15 protein-coding genes are annotated in these 17,769 nt (G+C 60.6%); 6 read left to right on the plus strand and 9 right to left on the minus strand.

Annotated features, from left to right (window positions below; genetic code table 11):
- Positions 1-4: 4 nt before the first annotated feature.
- Positions 5-1,171, plus strand: a complete 1,167-nt coding sequence (tcuB, locus tag BVH01_RS11750; protein WP_075931013.1) for a tricarballylate utilization 4Fe-4S protein TcuB — start codon at positions 5-7, stop codon at positions 1,169-1,171.
- Positions 1,172-1,276: 105 nt separating this feature from the next.
- Complete coding sequence (locus BVH01_RS11755; RefSeq protein WP_075930485.1) at positions 1,277-2,251, plus strand: tripartite tricarboxylate transporter substrate binding protein; 975 nt, start codon at positions 1,277-1,279, stop codon at positions 2,249-2,251.
- A gap of 413 nt (positions 2,252-2,664) precedes the next feature.
- Here BVH01_RS11755 and BVH01_RS11765 read toward each other — a convergent pair whose 3' ends face one another.
- From BVH01_RS11765 to BVH01_RS11780, 4 genes are all read right to left on the minus strand, one after another.
- Positions 2,665-5,088: a TonB-dependent receptor gene (locus BVH01_RS11765; protein ID WP_075930487.1), complete on the minus strand. Its 2,424-nt coding sequence runs from the start codon at positions 5,086-5,088 to the stop codon at positions 2,665-2,667.
- A 107-nt stretch (positions 5,089-5,195) separates the two neighbouring features.
- Positions 5,196-6,119 (minus strand): FecR domain-containing protein, encoded by a 924-nt coding sequence (locus BVH01_RS11770; RefSeq protein ID WP_075930488.1) that lies wholly within the window; start codon positions 6,117-6,119, stop codon positions 5,196-5,198.
- Positions 6,116-6,631, minus strand: coding sequence for a sigma-70 family RNA polymerase sigma factor (locus BVH01_RS11775; RefSeq protein WP_075930489.1), 516 nt, complete (start codon positions 6,629-6,631; stop codon positions 6,116-6,118). The genes BVH01_RS11770 and BVH01_RS11775 overlap by 4 nt, the downstream gene beginning before the upstream one ends.
- Positions 6,632-6,795: 164 nt before the next feature.
- Positions 6,796-7,974, minus strand: coding sequence for an MFS transporter (locus BVH01_RS11780; protein WP_075930490.1), 1,179 nt, complete (start codon positions 7,972-7,974; stop codon positions 6,796-6,798).
- Positions 7,975-8,068: 94 nt separating this feature from the next.
- Here BVH01_RS11780 and BVH01_RS11785 point away from each other — a divergent pair, with 94 nt between their 5' ends.
- Positions 8,069-8,620, plus strand: coding sequence for a TetR/AcrR family transcriptional regulator (locus BVH01_RS11785; RefSeq protein ID WP_075931014.1), 552 nt, complete (start codon positions 8,069-8,071; stop codon positions 8,618-8,620).
- 248 nt (positions 8,621-8,868) lie between these two features.
- On the opposite strand, the gene BVH01_RS11790 is transcribed toward BVH01_RS11785, so the two are convergent.
- The 4 genes from BVH01_RS11790 to BVH01_RS11805 all read right to left on the minus strand — a co-directional run bounded on the left by BVH01_RS11790 (position 8,869) and on the right by BVH01_RS11805 (position 13,060).
- Positions 8,869-9,372, minus strand: a complete 504-nt coding sequence (locus tag BVH01_RS11790) for a GNAT family N-acetyltransferase (protein WP_075930491.1) — start codon at positions 9,370-9,372, stop codon at positions 8,869-8,871.
- A 279-nt stretch (positions 9,373-9,651) separates the two neighbouring features.
- Positions 9,652-10,923 carry a serine hydroxymethyltransferase gene (glyA, locus tag BVH01_RS11795; protein ID WP_075930492.1) on the minus strand — a complete coding sequence of 424 codons (1,272 nt, stop codon included), beginning with the start codon at positions 10,921-10,923 and terminating at the stop codon, positions 9,652-9,654.
- A gap of 65 nt (positions 10,924-10,988) precedes the next feature.
- Positions 10,989-11,819 (minus strand): YggS family pyridoxal phosphate-dependent enzyme, encoded by an 831-nt coding sequence (locus tag BVH01_RS11800; RefSeq protein WP_075930493.1) that lies wholly within the window; start codon positions 11,817-11,819, stop codon positions 10,989-10,991.
- Complete coding sequence (locus tag BVH01_RS11805; protein WP_075930494.1) at positions 11,819-13,060, minus strand: benzoate/H(+) symporter BenE family transporter; 1,242 nt, start codon at positions 13,058-13,060, stop codon at positions 11,819-11,821. The genes BVH01_RS11800 and BVH01_RS11805 overlap by 1 nt, the downstream gene beginning before the upstream one ends.
- A gap of 106 nt (positions 13,061-13,166) precedes the next feature.
- Here BVH01_RS11805 and BVH01_RS11810 point away from each other — a divergent pair, with 106 nt between their 5' ends.
- The 3 genes from BVH01_RS11810 to tal all read left to right on the plus strand — a co-directional run bounded on the left by BVH01_RS11810 (position 13,167) and on the right by tal (position 17,222).
- Complete coding sequence (locus BVH01_RS11810; protein ID WP_075931015.1) at positions 13,167-14,666, plus strand: PLP-dependent aminotransferase family protein; 1,500 nt, start codon at positions 13,167-13,169, stop codon at positions 14,664-14,666.
- 533 nt (positions 14,667-15,199) lie between these two features.
- On the plus strand, positions 15,200-16,204 hold the full coding sequence (gene dusA / locus BVH01_RS11820; RefSeq protein WP_075930496.1) for a tRNA dihydrouridine(20/20a) synthase DusA: 1,005 nt from the start codon (positions 15,200-15,202) through the stop codon (positions 16,202-16,204).
- A 91-nt stretch (positions 16,205-16,295) separates the two neighbouring features.
- The gene (tal, locus tag BVH01_RS11825) at positions 16,296-17,222 is read left to right on the plus strand and encodes a transaldolase (protein WP_075930497.1); all 927 of its coding nucleotides are present in this window, start codon (positions 16,296-16,298) and stop codon (positions 17,220-17,222) included.
- A 58-nt stretch (positions 17,223-17,280) separates the two neighbouring features.
- Here the strand turns inward: tal and rssC are convergent, their stop codons facing one another.
- The gene (gene rssC, locus BVH01_RS11830; protein ID WP_075931016.1) at positions 17,281-17,766 is read right to left on the minus strand and encodes an anti-sigma factor antagonist RssC; all 486 of its coding nucleotides are present in this window, start codon (positions 17,764-17,766) and stop codon (positions 17,281-17,283) included.
- Positions 17,767-17,769 lie beyond the last annotated feature (3 nt).

Raw genomic sequence — 17,769 nt, forward strand, 5'->3', positions numbered from 1 at the left:
GATAATACAAATCGCCTCTCCAAGCAAGAAAGCGGAGCAGCAAAACCTGATTCCCCTGCTGAACGTCCACGAAGCCGAAGTCGACCGGCAGATGCACATCTGTAACGCATGCCGTTACTGCGAAGGTTTCTGCGCCGTGTTCCCGGCCATGACCCGTCGACTGGATTTCGCCAAGGCCGACGTCCATTACCTGGCCAACCTCTGCCACAACTGCGGCGCCTGCCTGCATGCATGCCAATACGCCGGACCGCACGAGTTCGCCGTGAACGTGCCGCAGGCCATGGCCAAGGTTCGCCTGAACACCTATGTGGAGTACGCCTGGCCAGCCAAGCTCGGCACACTATACGAACGCAACGGTTTAACCCTGTCGCTGGCTCTGGCAGGCTCGCTGGCGCTGTTCCTGCTACTGACCCTGCTGGTCAAGGGCACGCTGTTTCCTGGGCCGCTGGCCGGTAACTTTTACGTGATATTCCCACACAACACCCTGGCCCTGATGTTCGGCAGCGCCTTTGGCTTCGCCATTCTCGCCCTGGCCATCGGCGTCACGCGCTTCTGGCGGGCGATCAGCCCCGCCGCCGCACAAGCGCTCGCCAGTGGAGCCGCCATTGCGGAAGCCTCCGGTGCGGTGCTCAAGCTCAAGTACCTCGACGGTGGCCATGGCGAGGGCTGCAACAACGAAAGCGACCGCTTCACCCTCTGGCGCCGCCGATTCCACCACTTCACCTTCTACGGCTTCATGCTGTGCCTGGCCTCCACCAGCGTGGCCACGCTTTATCACTACCTGCTAGGCCTGCAGGCGCCCTATCCACTGCTCAGTCTGCCGGTGGTGCTCGGCACGCTGGGCGGTATCGGCCTGCTGATCGGACCTGCCGGGCTGCTGTGGCTCAACTATCGCCGTGACCCGGAGCACGGTGACCGCGCCCAGGCGCCCATGGATCGCGGCTTCATCGTGCTGCTGTTTCTGATCAGCCTGACTGGCCTGGCCTTGCTGGCCTGGCGCGATACCGGTGCGATGGCCCTGCTGCTGGCGATCCACCTGGGCATGGTGATGGCGTTCTTCCTGACCATGCCGTATGGCAAGTTCGCACACGGCATCTTCCGTAGCGCGGCGCTGCTCAAGCATGCGATCGAGAAGCGCCAGCCGGACAACCTCAAGCTCGGCAGCGACTGAGCCGCTACCCAATACCGGCGGGGTGCACCGTGCATCCTACCCGTTGCCCCGACGCCGCCAGCGGTGTCACAGCCTGAACCACAATAAAACTCCACAGGAGAACACATGAAAAACCGCCTCACCTGCGCCGCGCTGCTGACCTCCGGTCTACTTGCCGTCGGCATGACGTTCGCAGAACCCAAACGCCCCGAATGCATCGCACCGGCAAAGCCCGGTGGCGGTTTCGACATCACCTGCAAGATCGCTCAAAGCGGCCTTAAAGAAAGCGGTCTACTAAAGGCGCCGATGCGAGTCACTTACATGCCTGGTGGTATCGGTGCCGTCGCCTATAACGCGGTGGTCGCGCAGCGTCCTAAGGAACCAGGTGTAATTACAGCGTGGTCGAGTGGCTCACTTCTGAATCTGGCGCAAGGTAAATTCGGGAGCTATGACGAAAAAGCAGTGCGCTGGCTCGCCGCTATCGGCACAGATTACGGTGCGATTATCGTACGCCAAGACTCACCTCTGAAAACTCTGGGTGATCTGATCAAGCAATTAGAGAACGCGCCGTCGGAGCTCGTCATTGGAGCAGGCGGTACCGTTGGAAGCCAGGATTGGATGCAGGCAGCTCTCATCGCACGCAGCGCTCATGTCGATCCACAGGCACTGCGCTATGTGGCCTTCGAGGGCGGAGGTGAGCCTATGACTGCATTGCTCGGAGGTCACGTACAAGCTGTCGTCAGCGGTTTTGGCGAGGCTACGGCGCAGATGAATGCGGGCAATGTGCGCATCCTCGCAGTTATGGCCGAAGAGCGACTGCCCGGGAAGCTCGCAGATATCCCCACAGCGAGGGAACAAGGCTATGACGTCGTCTGGCCTATCGTGCGAGGGTTCTACATGGGGCCTGAGGTTAGCGATGAGGATTTCACGTGGTGGCAAGAGCGCTTCGAAACACTCCTCGCGGATCAGAGCTTCGACAAGAAGCGCGAACAGTTTGACCTGTTGCCATTTTTCAAGACCGGCGATGAGCTTGAGCAATTCGTTTATGGACAAGTCGCTGAGTACAAGAATCTGGCTGATGAGTTCGGCTTACTCCGTTGATACTTGGAAACTCCTGGCCACACAGGCAATCGCGCGCTACGCCTTCATGGTAGTGGTCTGTCTGCTAGTGGGAGTGCTCGCAGTGTTGCTCAGTTTGGCTAACGCTTTGCGGAGCGGCATACAGTTGCTGAGCTTTGATGCTGTCCTGGTCTGCCAGTAGCCCAGGACAGCATCTTCTAGCCAAATCCAATGCAAGACATCATGCGGACATCACCAGTTTGAAAGGACCATATTCAAATAGCCCTTGATAAATCCTGACTCCACTACGCATGCGATTCACAATCTGGTAGCAAGAAGTGGCTGGGCAGGCAACAGAGATAGCGATAACGCTCTGGAGAGCGTTTTATACGCATACGACGGAGCTGCAGGGAGCGTATGGCGCAGATTGTCTCTCCATTCGGCCCCTACGCGCTCTAGAAGGCGTATCTCGTACTGATCATCACGTTGCGCGGCTCACCGTAGTAGCAGGTGAAAAAGGTCGGGTCCAGGGAGCTGAAGTACTGCTTGTCGAACACGTTGTTCAGATTTGCAGAGGCGCTCAGGTTCTTGGTGATGTCGTAACGCGCCATCAGATTGAACACCGCATACTGCTCCTGGGTAGCCTTGCCCTCGCTGGTGGTCAGACTTACCCCACTCTGCCAGTTCATCCCTCCGCCGATGGTCCACTGCTGCAACTCACCGGGTAGCCGATAGGTGGTCCAGAGCTTGACCAGGTTAGCCGGCGCTTCGGTTCTGATGCGCTCATGTTCGGCGTCCTTGGTGACGCTGTGGCTGTAGCTCGCACTGACATTCCAGTCGGTCAGTACCTCGCCATAGATTTCCATGTCGATACCGCGTGTCTTGGCGCCTGCTACCGCGCGGTAGGCCGACTCACGCACCGTACCCACAACCGTCTCACCGGTGGCCACGCCGAGGTTGTCCTGCTGAATCTCGTAAAGCGCTACGGCGGTGTTGACCCGGCCATCCATGAACTCGCTTTTCAGGCCAATTTCGTAGTTGTCACCTTCACGAGGCTCGAGGGTTTTGCCGCCCTGGTCGCGAATGGACTGTGGCCGGTAGATCTTGGTGTAGCTGGCATAGACCGAGTGGATCTCGTTGAGGTCGTACACCACCCCCGCATAGGGCGTGACGAAGCCGCTTTCGCGCGTCTCGGCGGAGTTGGACGAGCGTGTATACGGCGGGTTGTAGATGGCCTTTTTCTTGTAGCTGTAGTCGCCGACGCGGGCACCGACAATCAGTGATAGGTCATCCGTGGGTTTGAAGCGCGCCACCAGGTAAGCTGCGTTCTGACGAATAGTCGTATCGTCGTTCATCAGCTTGCCTACCGAGATCGGACGATCGGTGTCGTTGTTCCACTCGTGGATGTTGGCCGGCCGCATTTCCAAGTCATCGTCATCCGGGTCGCTGTAGTCGCGAAACTCCGACCCGCTCAAGCCGACTACCAATTCATGCTCGCGCCCCAAAAGCTGGAACGGTCCCTGAGCCATGGCATCGATACCGAGCTGACGCTGGGAGCCGTAGCCGTCCCCACCATACAGGTACGCGCCCTCGCCTGTTTCGCGATCCGGCGTGCCGCCGCTGAGCGATGCCAGGGAATAATCACGGGTGCTGTACATGTTGTTGACGGCCACCTTCAGTGACCAGTCGTTGGCCAGGCCCTGCTCGAGCGTCGCGAAGGTATTGAGCGTGTTCTGCTGGCGATAGCTCCACCGGGCGCCAGCGTTGGTCGAGCGTGAGAAGTCGGTTTGCCCACCGTCGCTGTAGAACAGCGGGAAGCTGGCAAATGACACGCCGCGCGGGTCGTTCTTCTGGTAGTCGAAGCCCACGGTGAGCAGTGTGCTGTCTGTAAGGTCGGCTTCCAAAATGCCGTAGTAGGTCTGTTTTTCCTGCTGATAGTGATCGATGAAACTGTTGCCCTGCTGATAGGCCACGACCGTGCGCCCGCGCAAGCGCGCATCGTCGGTCAGCGGGCCTGACACATCCAGCTGGGTGCGGTATGTCTCCCACGAACCAGCACCGGCGCTGATCGAGCCCTGGAAATCCGCCGTGGGCCGTTTGCGTATCAGGTTGACGCTGCCAGAGGGATCGCCAGCACCAGTCATGAGCCCGGTGGCGCCCCTGACGATCTCGACCCGATCGTAGATCGAGGTGTCGATCATGCTCTGCGGGCTCGCGCTGGTCTGCACGACCAAGGTGGTGGGAATGCCATCGAGCTGGTAGCTGTCGATGGAATACCCACGCGAATAGATGTTCACCCGCTCACTGTCAATGTTCTGCACGGAAAGACCTGGAGCCTGCTTGAGCACATCGCTCAACGTATTCAGCTGCTGATCGTCGATACGCTGGCGAGTCATCACGCTGACCGTTTGTGGCGTCTCACGTAGCGATAGCGCCAGCTTGGTCGCGCTGTTGGTGGATCCCGTGGTGTACGATCCGGTGCCTTCTGTCGTGGTGCCCAGGCCAGCGGCATTGATGCTGATAGGGCCAAGCTCCGTCACTGCACCACCTTCCGCCTTGGCCAGCACGAACCTGTTCTCGCCAGCCTGTACCACACGTAAACCGCTCCCCTGAAGCAGCTGAGCAAAACCCTGCTCCAGCTCGTAGCTGCCTTGCAGCCCTGGCGAGCGCAACCCAGCGGTATCTTCCGAGCTGAAGGTGATCATCACCCCACTCGCCGCGGCAAATTCGCTGAGCGTTGCCGCCAGGCTGCCGGCAGGAATGTCGTAGTTGAGAGGTGTTGCCCACGCCGGCGCAGCCGCGATTATCGAGCCGGCCAGACACAGTGCAAGGGTGGTCGGCCGGGCACTGCTGATGAAAAAGGTGGTGCGTGCTTGCATGGAGATGTTCCTGTCAGCGTTGGCAATGTGTGCGTCTGATGCGCACATGCAGGTAGAGCCGAAACAGGAATGAAAATCTGTTACCCCTCTTCGCAAAAAATCTCCGATTACACCGCCCGAGCTTCCACCCTTACCCAGTAGCGAGTGAGACGGCGAACCCGGACGGGAAGCGAGTCCTCGAGGTTCGCTAGAGCACCTTCGGTGTCATCAAGGAGGAAGGTTCCCGAGAGCCGTAAGCCGGCAATATCCGGCGAACAGCCGAGGAAACCATGGCGATAGCGGGATAGCTCGGCCAGTAGATCGTTCAGGCGCCAGTCCACTGCTACCAGCATGCCGCGCGTCCACGCCGAGCCCTGCTCGTTGGCCGCCTTCAATAGGCCGATGCTTGCGGCGGTAAAGCTCACCGCCTGCCCCGCCTCGGCGCGTATGGCCTGGCCAGAGGCCAATCGCGGCCGTACCGCCACTGCGTGGGCTTCGACGGATACCTGGGTAATGCTGTCGTCCTGACGCACCGTGAAACGTGTGCCCAGTGCCTCGATTTCGCCCTCGGCGGTCTGCACGCTCAATCTGCGAGCATCCTTTGCGGTCTCCACGAGGATGGCGCCTTGGTGCAGGACGATCAGTCGCTTGTACGAGTCGAATTGCACGTCCACCCGGGTGCCGGTATCGAGCACCAGCAAGCTGCCGTCGGGCAGCGTGGCCCCCTTACGCTGTCCGATACCCGTGCTGTAGTCGACGCTAAATGGTGAAGCCCGATAGCCTCCCCACCCTGTAACGCCGACGCCAAGTAGCACGGCAAGTGTTTTCAAGGCTGCACGCCTTTGCTGCCGCGCCGTTTCGATAGTGGCAGCGGCATAGCCTTCTGGTGCCGAACTCAAGCGTTGGCGCAGCGTTTCCACACGCTCCCAGGCTCTGGCGTGCAGCGGGTCAGATTGAAGCCAGACCTGCCACTCGGCACGAGTGACCTCCGTGGCAGCGCTGTCATGCAGCCGTACATACCAGTCAACCGCTTGGGCGAGTGCCTGTTTCATTCCTCATCCATCAACAGGCAATGCATCAGGCCTTTCGCCAGGTGCTTACGCACAGTGGTAACCGACACGTCGAAACGCTCAGCAGCTTTTTCGTAAGTCAGCCCATCCAGTTGCACAGCAAGGAAAATTTGCCGGGTGCGCTGGCCTAGGCCATCGAGCATGCGATCAATGGCTAGAAGACTTTCCAGAATCATTGCGCGGGTTTCTGCAGACGGCGCCTGCACCTCCGGCATGGATATCAACACATCGAGGTAGGCCTGCTCCACGCTGCGCCGGCGATAGAGATCTATCACCAGGCCACGAGCGATGGTTGTCAGGTAGTGCCGGGGTTGCTGCAGAGAGTTGGCAGTACGCGCAACCAGAACCCGTATGAACGTATCCTGGGCAAGGTCGGCGGCGTCCGCCGAATTGCTCAGACGCTTGCGTAACCAGGCGCGTAGCCAACTGCTGTGGTCACGATACAGGGCGTGCAAATGATCATGGTGAGCGACTTCCGTGTCCGATCTGGACATTGACCTTTACCCGAGCCGGAATGCGAATACGAATAGCTCGCGATTTTACGGCGCCTGGGTCTTATTGGGAAGTGAATCTGCGAGCCCCGACCTCTTTGGGCACAGCCAACGCTTTTAACTGCTAGCAGGTAGCACGAGGCTTGCGAAATGCAGACCCTTGGTTTTCAGCCAGGCTGAACGCAAGGACGTGGAGCGCTGTTACGCATACCGAACAGCGCCAACGCGATCACTCCGGCCAGATAGAGCTGCGCGGCACCGTCCAGGCCAAGCCGCGGCACCAGGGCACTGACTGCCAGGGCCGGCAGGCAGAATGCGAGGTAGCTGAGCACATAGAAGGCGGCCAGCAAGCCGGCACGTTGTGCTGGTTCGGCCAGCGGCAGCACGCTGCGGGTAGCGCCGAGAAAGCCACTGCCGAAGCCGATCCCAGTGACAACGGTCCCCACTGCAAAGAGCCCCAGCTCACCGCTGACGACCGCCAGCCAGAGCAATACCGGTCCCGCTACCAGGGTGCCGGCTCCCAGGCGTAGCAGACGACCCGCAGGCCAGAGGCGAAGCCCGTGCAGGCTCGCAGCGCCGCTCAACGTCAGGCCGGCCACTACCCCGCCTCCGATCAGAATCGAGCTTGTTCCGGTGGCCGCTTTGATCAGGCCCGGCATCAATGAGAGATAGAACCCACCCACGGCCCAAACCGCCAGCTCCAACGGCAACACCTTCCAGAGCACGGCACGTGCCTGAGGTGGCACCGCCAGTTGCGGGCGCAGCGCGGCCAGCAATCCCGGGCGGCGAGGCAGTAGGTCAGGCAGGCGCAACATCAACAGCCCTTGCAGCACGAATAGCAACAGGAAAAGCCGGTAGACCAGCTGCAACGGTGCCGGCGCGAACTCAACCAGCAAGCCGCACCCCAGCGCTCCCCCGGCCATACCCAGCAGTGGTGCCAGGCTGTTCAGCCAAGGGCCGCGTTCACGATCCACGTCGAGCAATGCAGCCCCCAGCGCACTGGTAGCGATGCCAGTGGCGAAGCCCTGTAAGGTACGGGCGATCACCAGGTCCATCAGACCCTGAGCCTGATGGAACATCAGCATGGAGATCACCTCCAGCGCCAATGCGCCGAGGATGATGGGCCGCCGCCCCAGATGATCAGAGAGTCGCCCACCCACCAGCAGCGCGGCGAGCAAGGCAAAGGCGTAGACCGCAAACACCCAGGTCAGCCAAAAGGTGGAAAATCCCCAGGCTTGCTGGTAACTGGCGTAAAGCGGCGTTGGTGCCGCCGAAGCAGCCAGGAATGTGAATAGCAGCGTACCGAGCAGAGTGAGGCGCGCGGTAGAAGAACTCGAGAGCGGCATGGCAAGGCCTAAAGCAAATATTTAGCTTTAAAGCCTGAACTCTTTCACTCACTAAAGCAATGCTTTTGCGTTAATCGAGATGTATCCTGTCGACATGAATACCAAGCAAATCCGCCCCGGAGGCCGTAGCGCCCGCGTCCAGCAAGCCGTTCATGACGCTGTGCTGGCGTTGCTGGACGAACAACCGCGTGAATCCCTGACCGTTCCCCAGATTGCTGCGCGTGCCGGCGTTACGCCCTCTACCCTCTATCGCCGCTGGGGCAACCTGCCAACCCTGCTGGCCGACGTTGATCTGCGCCAGCTGCGACCTGATCAGCCCCCTGTTGATACCGGCAGCCTACGTGGCGATCTTGAATGCTGGCTGGAGTCCTATGTAGATGACCTTGCTTCCACCCCCGGGCAAGCGATGCTCAGGGACGCGCTGGCATCCACCGATCCAGGTTGCGCGGTACGCTGCACCGAGCCGACCCGAGAGCGCCTCGAATTGCTGCTCGAGCGCGCCCATTCGCGTGGGGAAGCTGCGCCAAGCCTGGACGCTCTCATGGATGGCCTGGTCGCTCCACTGGTCTTCCGAACTCTATTCAGTGCCGAGCGCCCCGATGTAGAACTCTGTCGGCGCCTATTAACGGAAGCACTGAGCGAATAAACTCCTGAATAGCTCCGAATTGCGTCTGTAAGTGTGATCTCGACCGGCTTTGGCTACACGAGAATTGAGACGATACGAAACTGGCGGCCACTTTAGCCACGCAGCTTCAATGGCCCCGACGTCAACTTCCAGCGCCCTACCGGCGAGAAGGTCAAGAAGAGCACTGTCATCGTAGCCGGGGCTGCTACACGAGTGATCACCGAGGAAGTCGACGTGCTTGAGATTCACAGCCCCTGTTCAATCTCCAATTAAGCACCGGCTGTTGTCGAGCTCGCCGCCGCCTCTATGCGCAAGCGCTTGCGCATCGGTACACACTGTAGCTCGAGGCCCGTTGGTGAGAAGTAGATGGCTTGAGCTTGCCCCTCGTAGCCACACCGTCGGTAGAACGCTGCTGCGTTGGGTGTAGCGTCGAGGTGAATATCGACTAATCCGGCTGCGAGGGCTAATTGCTCGAGGTGGGCCAGCACTCTCCTGCCAATACCCTGCTCCATGAAAGCGGGCAGCACGAAAATGGCGCCTATTTCTCCCGACTGAAGATCGATAAACCCCGTAGCGACAGGCTGCTCATCGTCACACGCGATGTGGTAGTTCTGCTCCACAGAATCCCGGTACCCATCAGTGAGCGGCATTTCGGTCCATACGCTGATTTGCTCAGCGGTATACACAGTGCTGCACTGGTGCCGTATTGCCTGGCGGCGGATGTCGAATGCAGCTTCGGCGTCGGACCTTGATGCTGGGCGAATCGATAGCAATGTCAATCTCCTTGGCATTAGGGTAAATGGAAGGGGAATGAAAAAGCCCCGACCATTTCTGGCGGGGCTTTCGGTCAATGCTCTTGCTCTACGCGTGCATCATCCTATGGCCCGCCAAGAGCGGACTTCATAGGGTGCATCACGCGAACAACAGGTTGGGCAGTCATGGCTCGATCATCCGAATACCTGATCATGGTGTCAAGAACCGAAGCGCGCATAAATCAGCCGGAGGAATCGTGACCGTTCTCTCGCGCCTGAATAATCAAGCTCTTCTGCCCTCTAGCGGTACACGGGATGGCGTTGGCACAAGTCCACGACTTGGCCTCGCACCCGATCCCGCGCTGTCGTCAGGGTGCTACCGCCCGCCTCCATGGCATCCAGCACATCGCATATCCACCCCGCGAGTTGCGCGCACTCCTGCTCACCAAAGCCTCGCGTTGTCACCGCCGGGGTACCAATGCGTACGCCTGAGGTCACGAACGGCGAGCGTGGGTCGTTGGGTACCGAGTTCTTGTTGGTGGTGATGTAGGCGTCGCTCAGCGCGGCGTCTGCATCCTTGCCGGTGTAGGGTTTGGTGGACAGGTCAATCAGCATCAGGTGGTTGTCGGTTCCACCAGAAACGATCTTGTAGCCGCGCGTCTGAAGTGTGGCGGCCATGATGCGCGCGTTGGCCAAGACCTGCTTCTGGTAGGTCTTGAAATCCGGCCGGAACGCTTCCTTGAAGGCGATGGCCTTGGCAGCGATGACATGCATCAACGGGCCACCCTGGATACCGGGGAATACGGCGGAATTGAGCTTCTTGTAGAACGCCTCGTCTTGCCCCCTGGACAGGATGATGCCGCCACGCGGGCCACGAAGCGTCTTGTGCGTGGTACTGGTGACCACATGGGCATATGGCAGTGGATTGGGATAATCGCCCGTTGCGACCAAGCCGGCCACATGCGCCATGTCTACCCAGAAAAATGCGCCGACCTTGTCGGCGATGGTGCGCATTCGCGCCCAATCCATGTGCCGCGAGTAGGCAGAAAACCCGCCAATCAGCATCTTCGGGCGAGTATCCAGCGCGATGCGCTCCATCTCGTCGTAGTCGATCAGCCCCGTCTCCGGATCGAGACCATAGGGTACGATCTTGTAGTGGCGACCAGAAAAGTTGGACGGGTTACCGTGGGTCAGATGGCCGCCTTGGGCCAGGTTCATGCCCATGACCGTATCGCCTGGACTGGTGAGAGCCAGGAATACTGCGGCGTTGGCCTGGGCGCCCGCGTGGGGCTGGACGTTGGCATAGTCGCAACCGAACAACTCCTTGGCCCGCTCGATGGCCAGCCGCTCGGCCACGTCCACATGCTCGCAACCGCTGTAATAGCGCTTGTCCGGATAGCCCTCTGCATACTTGTTGGTGAACACCGAGTTCTGGACGGCCATCACCAGGGGGCTGGCGTAGTTTTCCGAGGCAATGAGCTCAACATGGTCCTCCTGACGGCGCGCCTCGCTCTGCAGGGCTAGCGCCAACTCGGGATCGAAGTCCATAAGCGCGTGGGATGTGTCGTACATGGCGGAGCGTCCTGTCGTCGGTTTCATTTGATTTGGGAATTGGGTCTGTAGCGTGCAACTTGGACTCATTCCAGAGGATGAGCACTGCCGCCACCGCCTAAGCTAGGCTCTGAAGGCCAGTAGTGGCTGTCTGGCAGAACACGTGCGCCGAAGATCGCCTGACCGACGCGCACGACCGTGGCGCCCTCCTCGATAGCGATCTCGAAGTCACCGGACATGCCCATGGACAACTCGTCTAGACCGATACTGGCAGGCGCGCTTTGCCGCAACTGATCGCGTAGTGTGCGTAGCAGGATGAAGCACTGCCTTACCCGCTCCGCCTCGGCCGAAAAGAGCGCCAGCGTCATCAGTCCCTTCACGCGCAGCGCCGAATAAGCGGACAATTTGCTGACGAATGCCGGCACCTCTTCCGGAGGCAGTCCGTACTTGCTGACTTCACCCGAGGTATTGACCTGAATGAATACGTCCAGCCCTCGCCCTTCAGTCTGCAAGCGCCGCTCCAACGCCTCGGCCAGACGCAGGCTGTCCAAGGCCTGAAACTCACTGGCGAAACGCGCCACTACCTTGGCCTTGTTGGTTTGCAGGTGACCGATGACCGACCAGTGCAGATCGGTCAGATCCTGCATGCCCTGCCACTTGCTGAAGGCTTCCTGCACCTTGTTTTCGCCCAGATACCGGCAGCCCGCCGCGTAAGCCAGACGCAGGCTCGCCTCGGGCTTGGTCTTGCTGACCGGCAGCAGGCGCACCGTGGCGGGGTCGCGTCTCGAACGATGACAAGCAGCAGCTATACGTGCCTGCACTGCGGCCAGGTTACGCTGGAAATCCGCGACCGTTGTCGCCTCAGGGTAGAGTCCGTGCCGGTCATGGCCGGTCTGCGTGTCGAATCTCGTTGGCATCAGCTCGCACTCTTTTTGAGGGGCGTGGAAGCGACAGCAGGTGCGGATGACTTTTGAGGCAGGCGGCCGTTGAGTACCGCATAGGCGATCAGCCCAAGCACCAGCCCCCAGAAAGCACCGCCAATGCCGAACAGATTGATGTTCGCGGCGGCGGCCAGAAACGTGATCAGCGAAGCCTCACGTGTCGCTGCATCGGCAAGGGCCGTGGCCAGGCTCCCGCCGATGGTGCCCAACAGGGCCAGCCCGGCGAGCGTGGTGATGAAAGTGGCCGGGAACGCCATGAACACGGCTGCCAGGGTCACGCCGAACGCGCCTACCAGGATGTAGCACACGCCTGCAGCGATGCCCGCGACCCAACGCTTGGATGGATCCTCATGGGCTTCTCGGCCCGTGGCGATGGCGGCGGTGATCGCCGCGATGTTGAACGCATGCGAGCCGAACGGCGCCATCAGCAGGGACCCCAGCCCCGTGACCGTAAGGATCGGGTTGGCGCTGGTCTTGAAGCCGTCATTGCGCAGCACCAGCATGCCGGGCATGTACTGGCCCGTCAGCGTGATCAGGAACAGCGGTAAAGCAACGCTCAGCAAGGCATTTAGGGAAAACGCCGGCGTGGTGAAAACAGGAGCGGCGAAACTCAGTGTCAGTCCCGACAGGTCGACGCGATCCTGTATGAGCAGAAAGCTCAGCCCCAGCACCAGGATGCCAATCACGGCATAGCGTGCGCTGAATCGTTTGAACACCACGTAGGCCACGATCAACAGGCCCGCCAGCACGGGATCGAGACTCACACCAGCGAACGCCTGGATACCAAACTGCAGGAGGATGCCTGCGAGCAGACCTGCCGCCACGCCTGGGGGAATCAAGCGAATCACTCGCTCGAACCAGCCCGATAGCCCCAGCACAACAAACGCCAACGCTGAAATCAGGTAGGCACCCACCGCTTCTGCATAGGGTGTGGTCGCCAGCGCCGTGACCAGAAACGCCGCTGCTGGCGTGGACCAGGCGGTGATGATTGGCTCGCGCGTGCGCCAGCTCAGGAGCAACCCGGTCACCCCTACCCCAATCGACACCGACCACACCCATGAGGCCGTCAGTTCCGGGCTGAGACCGGCCACCTTAGCGGCGTGAAATACCAGGATGAACGTCCCCCCATAGTTGACGATCACCGAGATCAGGCCTGCCACGCTGGGATGGATGAGGTCGTTCCAGCGAACGGATGAAGATGCAGAAACGGTAGGCATGCTCGGCGGTACTCCTGACAACGCGGCTAACTGGCTTGTGAAAAGCCTTTATAGATTTAAAATGGCCGGATTTACCCAGCCACTTTTCGCACTGGATACAGACCAATTGTTCAAGCATGCCCAGCTCGAATCCGTGAAGGCCTGGATTGGCGATCCAGCGCAAGGCGCCCTGCCCCTTCATGCCCGCGTGCAGCGGGCCATTCGCCAATTGATTCTTGATGGCGTGCTCGATGTAGGCAGACCACTGCCCGCTTCTCGAGCCTTGGCGAAGTCTCTGGAGATCTCACGCGATACGGTCGAGTCCGCTTACAGCCAGTTGCACGCCGAGGGTTTCATCGAGCGCCGGGTGGGCAGCGGCAGCTTCATATCAGAGCGGGCAAAGCGCCTGCCGGGGCGCGGTAAACCTCGGCAAACCAATGCGAATTCAGATGCGACGCCGCGCCTGAGCCAGCGTGGAAGCGCCATGTACCAGAGTGGCGGCGTACGCGACTTTCTCAAGCCACGTCCTTTCGCTCCTGGCGTACCCGAGACACGCAGCTTTCCGCTGCAGATCTGGGAGCGGTTGCAGCGGCAGGTACTGAAGGAACACGGTACCCAGGCGCTACTGCATAGCCCGCCTGAGGGTATGGAGCCATTGCGGCGTGCTATCGCCGATTACGTCAGCCTGGAACGAGGTGCGCGGGCTACGCCTGAACGTGTCTTGGTGCTAACGAGTTCTCAGCAAGCCCTGGCCTTGTGTGCCACGGTCCTGCTCGACGCGGGTGACCAAATATTCGTCGAGGACCCTGTGTACCACGGTGCACGCAAAGCGTTCGACGCAGCCGGGCTGAAGTGCTTGCCCGTGCCACTCGATGGAGACGGTTTGCAGGTGCAGCACCTACTTGAATCGAGCAAGACACAGGGTGGGCCTCCCCGGGCCGTATTCCTGACGCCCTCACATCAGTTCCCCACTGGCGCGACCCTCTCGCTGGATCGGCGCCTGACCATCATCGAATGGGCAAGAGCGAACCAGGGCTGGATCATCGAAGATGACTACGACAGCGAGTTTCACTACGCGAGCAAACCCACTGCCTGCGTGCAGGGGCTCGACCCAAATGACCGCACGATCTATATCGGCACCTTCACCAAGTCGCTGTTCCCCGGCTTGCGCATCGGCTACATGGTGCTCCCAGCGCCTTTGGTGGCGCCGATGACCGCCGCCCGCACCCTTCTGGACGGCCACAGTGCACCGATCCCCCAACTCACACTCGCGCGCTTCATCGAGGGCGGCCACTTTGGCGCCCATGTGCGGACCATGCGCGCTGTCTACGCAGAACGACGTGACGTACTCGCTAGGCTGGTGCGCGAACATCTGTCCGATTTCGTGGAAGCAAAGGTTCCAGCAGGTGGCATGCAAATGCCCTGCGTGTTCACTCGGGACATTGCGGAGCCTGAGGCCGTTGAGGCAGCCCGCAGGGCGGGCATCGACTTGCTGGGGTTAACGGCACTGCACTCTTCGAACCAGCCCAGGGGAGGCTTTCTTATGGGGTTCGCTGCTCACGCTCCGCATGAGCTGGAAACTGCCATAAAAAAACTCGCAAAAATTCTGCGCGAGCTTTGCCGCTAGTAGCAAGGCTCCAACTCATGTCGGTGCGACGATCTAGCGTGTAGTGTCGACCACTACACAGCACCTGGCTGGTTAACTCAGCAGGTGTCATCTCGCCCAAGTACGAATCCGCGATACGCTCCAGGGTGCTTTCCTTGGCTTCGTACGCCCCAATGGCTGCGCCTTGCCAACCTCCTCTAGGTACTGCTTTATCACATCCTTAAGCTGCGACTTGATCTCGTTGGCCCACTCCAAAGCGCCGGGCTCGCTAAGCTCGGTCTCCCTCCGTTTGGCCCAAGCCTTTGCAGCCTTCTTGCGGGCGAACGTCTGGCTCTCCGTGTAGACTTGCGCCCCATTCTTTTTGATTCGTATCTGAGCGGTGTTACTCGGCGCGCCGTCAGCGCGCTTGCGCCCTCTGACCGTTGCCAAGGTGGTACATCCTTTTTCAGCGCCAGTACAAACAAGATATCAAGTGGTACGCCCTACCACCCTAGCTCAGAAAACACCGTCAAACGCGCAGAAATACGTTGGCAACACGCACCTCCGGAGCCCCCATGATAGAGCCATCCAAGCCAGACACCACGCGACCTGAGCCCTCTCGACGGTTCTCCGTGGCGCCGATGATGGATTGGACCGATCACCATTGCCGCTACTTCCTGCGCCAGCTGTCACAGCACGCGCTGCTGTATACCGAGATGGTCACCACCGGTGCATTGCTGCATGGCGATACCCAGCGTTTTCTGCACTACGACCAGAGCGAGCACCCCGTGGCGCTGCAATTGGGCGGCAGCAACCCTGCTGATCTGGCGGCCTGCGCACGCCTTGCCGAGCAGGCGGGGTACGACGAGGTGAACCTCAATGTCGGCTGCCCCAGCGATCGGGTGCAGAACAACATGATCGGTGCCTGCCTGATGGGCCATCCGGCGCTGGTGGCCGACTGCGTCAAGGCCATGCGTGATGCGGTGAGCATCCCCGTGACTGTCAAGCATCGCATCGGCATCGATGGGCGCGATAGCTACGAGCAGCTCTGCGATTTCGTCGGCCAGGTCCGCGATGCCGGCTGCCGCAGTTTCACCGTGCATGCGCGCATTGCCATCCTGTCGGGCCTGTCGCCCAAGGAAAACCGCGAGATTCCGCCGCTGCGCTACGACGTTGCCGCCCAGCTCAAGGCGGATTTCCCGGAGCTGGAGCTGGTGCTCAACGGCGGCATCAAGACCCTGGAAGCCTGCCAACAGCATCTGCAGACCTTCGACGGCGTGATGCTGGGCCGCGAGGCCTATCACAACCCGTACCTGCTGGCCGAAGTCGATAGCCAACTGTTCGGCAGCGAGCGCCCCCCGGTCACTCGTTATGACGCGATGCTTGCCATGCGCCCCTATATCGAGCGGCACATGGCTGCAGGCGGCCTGATGCACCACGTTACGCGGCACATGCTAGGCCTGGCCCAGGGCTTTGCGGGGGCGCGTCGCTTCCGCCAGTTGCTTTCGGCGGACATCCACAAGAGCGATCAGCCGCTGGCCATTTTCGACCAGGCAGCGCAGATCCTGCAGGGCCGCTGAGTGGGCCAGGCAGATCGACGACCGTGCCACCAGTTGAGCGCCAACTGAGGCTCAGGTAAGGTCGTGGCACCCGAATCGACAAGGCCGTGCCATGACCTCCAAGCTGGATCAACTCAAGCAGTTCACCACCGTGGTTGCCGACACCGGCGACATCGACGCCATCGCCCGCCTCAAGCCGGTGGACGCCACCACCAACCCGTCGCTGCTGCTCAAAGCTGCCGCACTGCCCCGCTACGCCGAACTGCTCAAGCAGGCAATCGCCGTCAGCAAGGGCGATGTCGATCTGGCCAGTGATCGTTTTGGCGTCACCGTGGGCCGCGAAATCCTGCAGGTGATCCCCGGGCGCATTTCCACCGAGGTGGATGCGCGACTGTCGTTCGACACCCAGGCCACCCTGAGCCGCGCCAAGCGCTTGGTCGAGCTGTATGAAGAGGCTGGCGTCAGCCGTGAGCGCATCCTGATCAAGATCGCCTCGACCTGGGAAGGCATCCGCGCTGCCGAACAGCTGGAAAAGTCCGGCGTGCAGACCAACCTCACCCTGCTCTTCTCCTTCGCCCAGGCGCGTGCCTGCGCCGACGCCGGCGCGTTCCTGATCTCGCCGTTCGTAGGCCGCATCTACGACTGGTACAAGAAGGCCGAAGGCCGTGACTACGTAGGCAGCGAAGACCCCGGCGTACAGTCCGTGACGCGCATCTACGACTACTTCAAGGCCCAAGGCCACAAGACCGTGGTGATGGGCGCCAGCTTCCGCAACGTCGGGCAGATCGAGCAATTGGCCGGCTGCGACCGCCTGACCATCAGCCCCGAGTTGCTGCAGCAACTGGCCGACGACAACGGGCCGCTGCAGCGCAAGCTCGACACCGAGGTGTCCGGGCAGAGCGAAGCGCGGATCAGCGAAAGCCAGTTCCGCTGGGACATGAACGAAGACGCTATGGCCACCGAAAAGCTCGCCGAAGGCATCCGTGGGTTCGCTCGCGACCAGGAAAAACTGGAAAAGCTGCTCGTTACCAACAGCTGACGCTAAAGCAAAAACGGGGCGCCGATCATGTCGGCGCCCCGTTTTTTATGCCCGCATTTCAGGGATGCTGTTCGAGCGCGCTCACCAGGTCATGAAAGGCCGCGCGGTTCGACTCGTTAAGGCCCATCAGGATGCGATGCGCCTCCAGTACGTGGGCCCGCACCACGTCTTCCGACTGGTCCTGCGATGGCAAGTCGGCCAGGCAGTCCGGGCACTCGTAGGGCTGGTCGATGATGTTGAACACCTGATCGAAGCCCATCGACTGCAAAAGCCGCGTGATGTCGGCGTGGGTGGTCACCACCGTCGGTAGCAGGCCGACCTTCTGCCGCGACAGAATCGACAGCTTGGCCAGCAGCCCGAGGGTGGTGCTGTCGATGCTGCGCGTTTCCGTTAGGTCGATGACGATGGCGGAGAAATTCAGCGCGGTGAAAATCTTTTCGATCGTGGAGTCCAGTGCCGAACACAGGGTCAGGCGCACTTCGCCGATGAACTTCAGGACGAAGGTGCCATCCTGCTCGGCAAACTGGATTCTACCGGGGCTTATCCC

It is taken from the genome of Pseudomonas sp. PA1(2017), assembly GCF_001945375.1.
In the GTDB taxonomy this organism is placed as follows: Bacteria; Pseudomonadota; Gammaproteobacteria; order Pseudomonadales; family Pseudomonadaceae; genus Aquipseudomonas.

Coding starts and splice junctions, on each gene's coding strand:
- BVH01_RS11770 (WP_075930488.1), bottom strand. CDS start 6,119: ATGAAACAGGCACTCGCCCAAGCGGTTGACTGGTATGTACGGCTGCAT.
- BVH01_RS11800 (WP_075930493.1), bottom strand. CDS start 11,819: ATGCCAACGAGATTCGACACGCAGACCGGCCATGACCGGCACGGACTC.
- tal (WP_075930497.1), top strand. CDS start 16,296: ATGACCTCCAAGCTGGATCAACTCAAGCAGTTCACCACCGTGGTTGCC.
- BVH01_RS11765 (WP_075930487.1), bottom strand. CDS start 5,088: ATGCAAGCACGCACCACCTTTTTCATCAGCAGTGCCCGGCCGACCACC.
- BVH01_RS11780 (WP_075930490.1), bottom strand. CDS start 7,974: ATGCCGCTCTCGAGTTCTTCTACCGCGCGCCTCACTCTGCTCGGTACG.
- BVH01_RS11755 (WP_075930485.1), top strand. CDS start 1,277: ATGAAAAACCGCCTCACCTGCGCCGCGCTGCTGACCTCCGGTCTACTT.
- BVH01_RS11805 (WP_075930494.1), bottom strand. CDS start 13,060: ATGCCTACCGTTTCTGCATCTTCATCCGTTCGCTGGAACGACCTCATC.
- glyA (WP_075930492.1), bottom strand. CDS start 10,923: ATGTACGACACATCCCACGCGCTTATGGACTTCGATCCCGAGTTGGCG.
- dusA (WP_075930496.1), top strand. CDS start 15,200: ATGATAGAGCCATCCAAGCCAGACACCACGCGACCTGAGCCCTCTCGA.
- BVH01_RS11775 (WP_075930489.1), bottom strand. CDS start 6,631: ATGTCCAGATCGGACACGGAAGTCGCTCACCATGATCATTTGCACGCC.
- BVH01_RS11785 (WP_075931014.1), top strand. CDS start 8,069: ATGAATACCAAGCAAATCCGCCCCGGAGGCCGTAGCGCCCGCGTCCAG.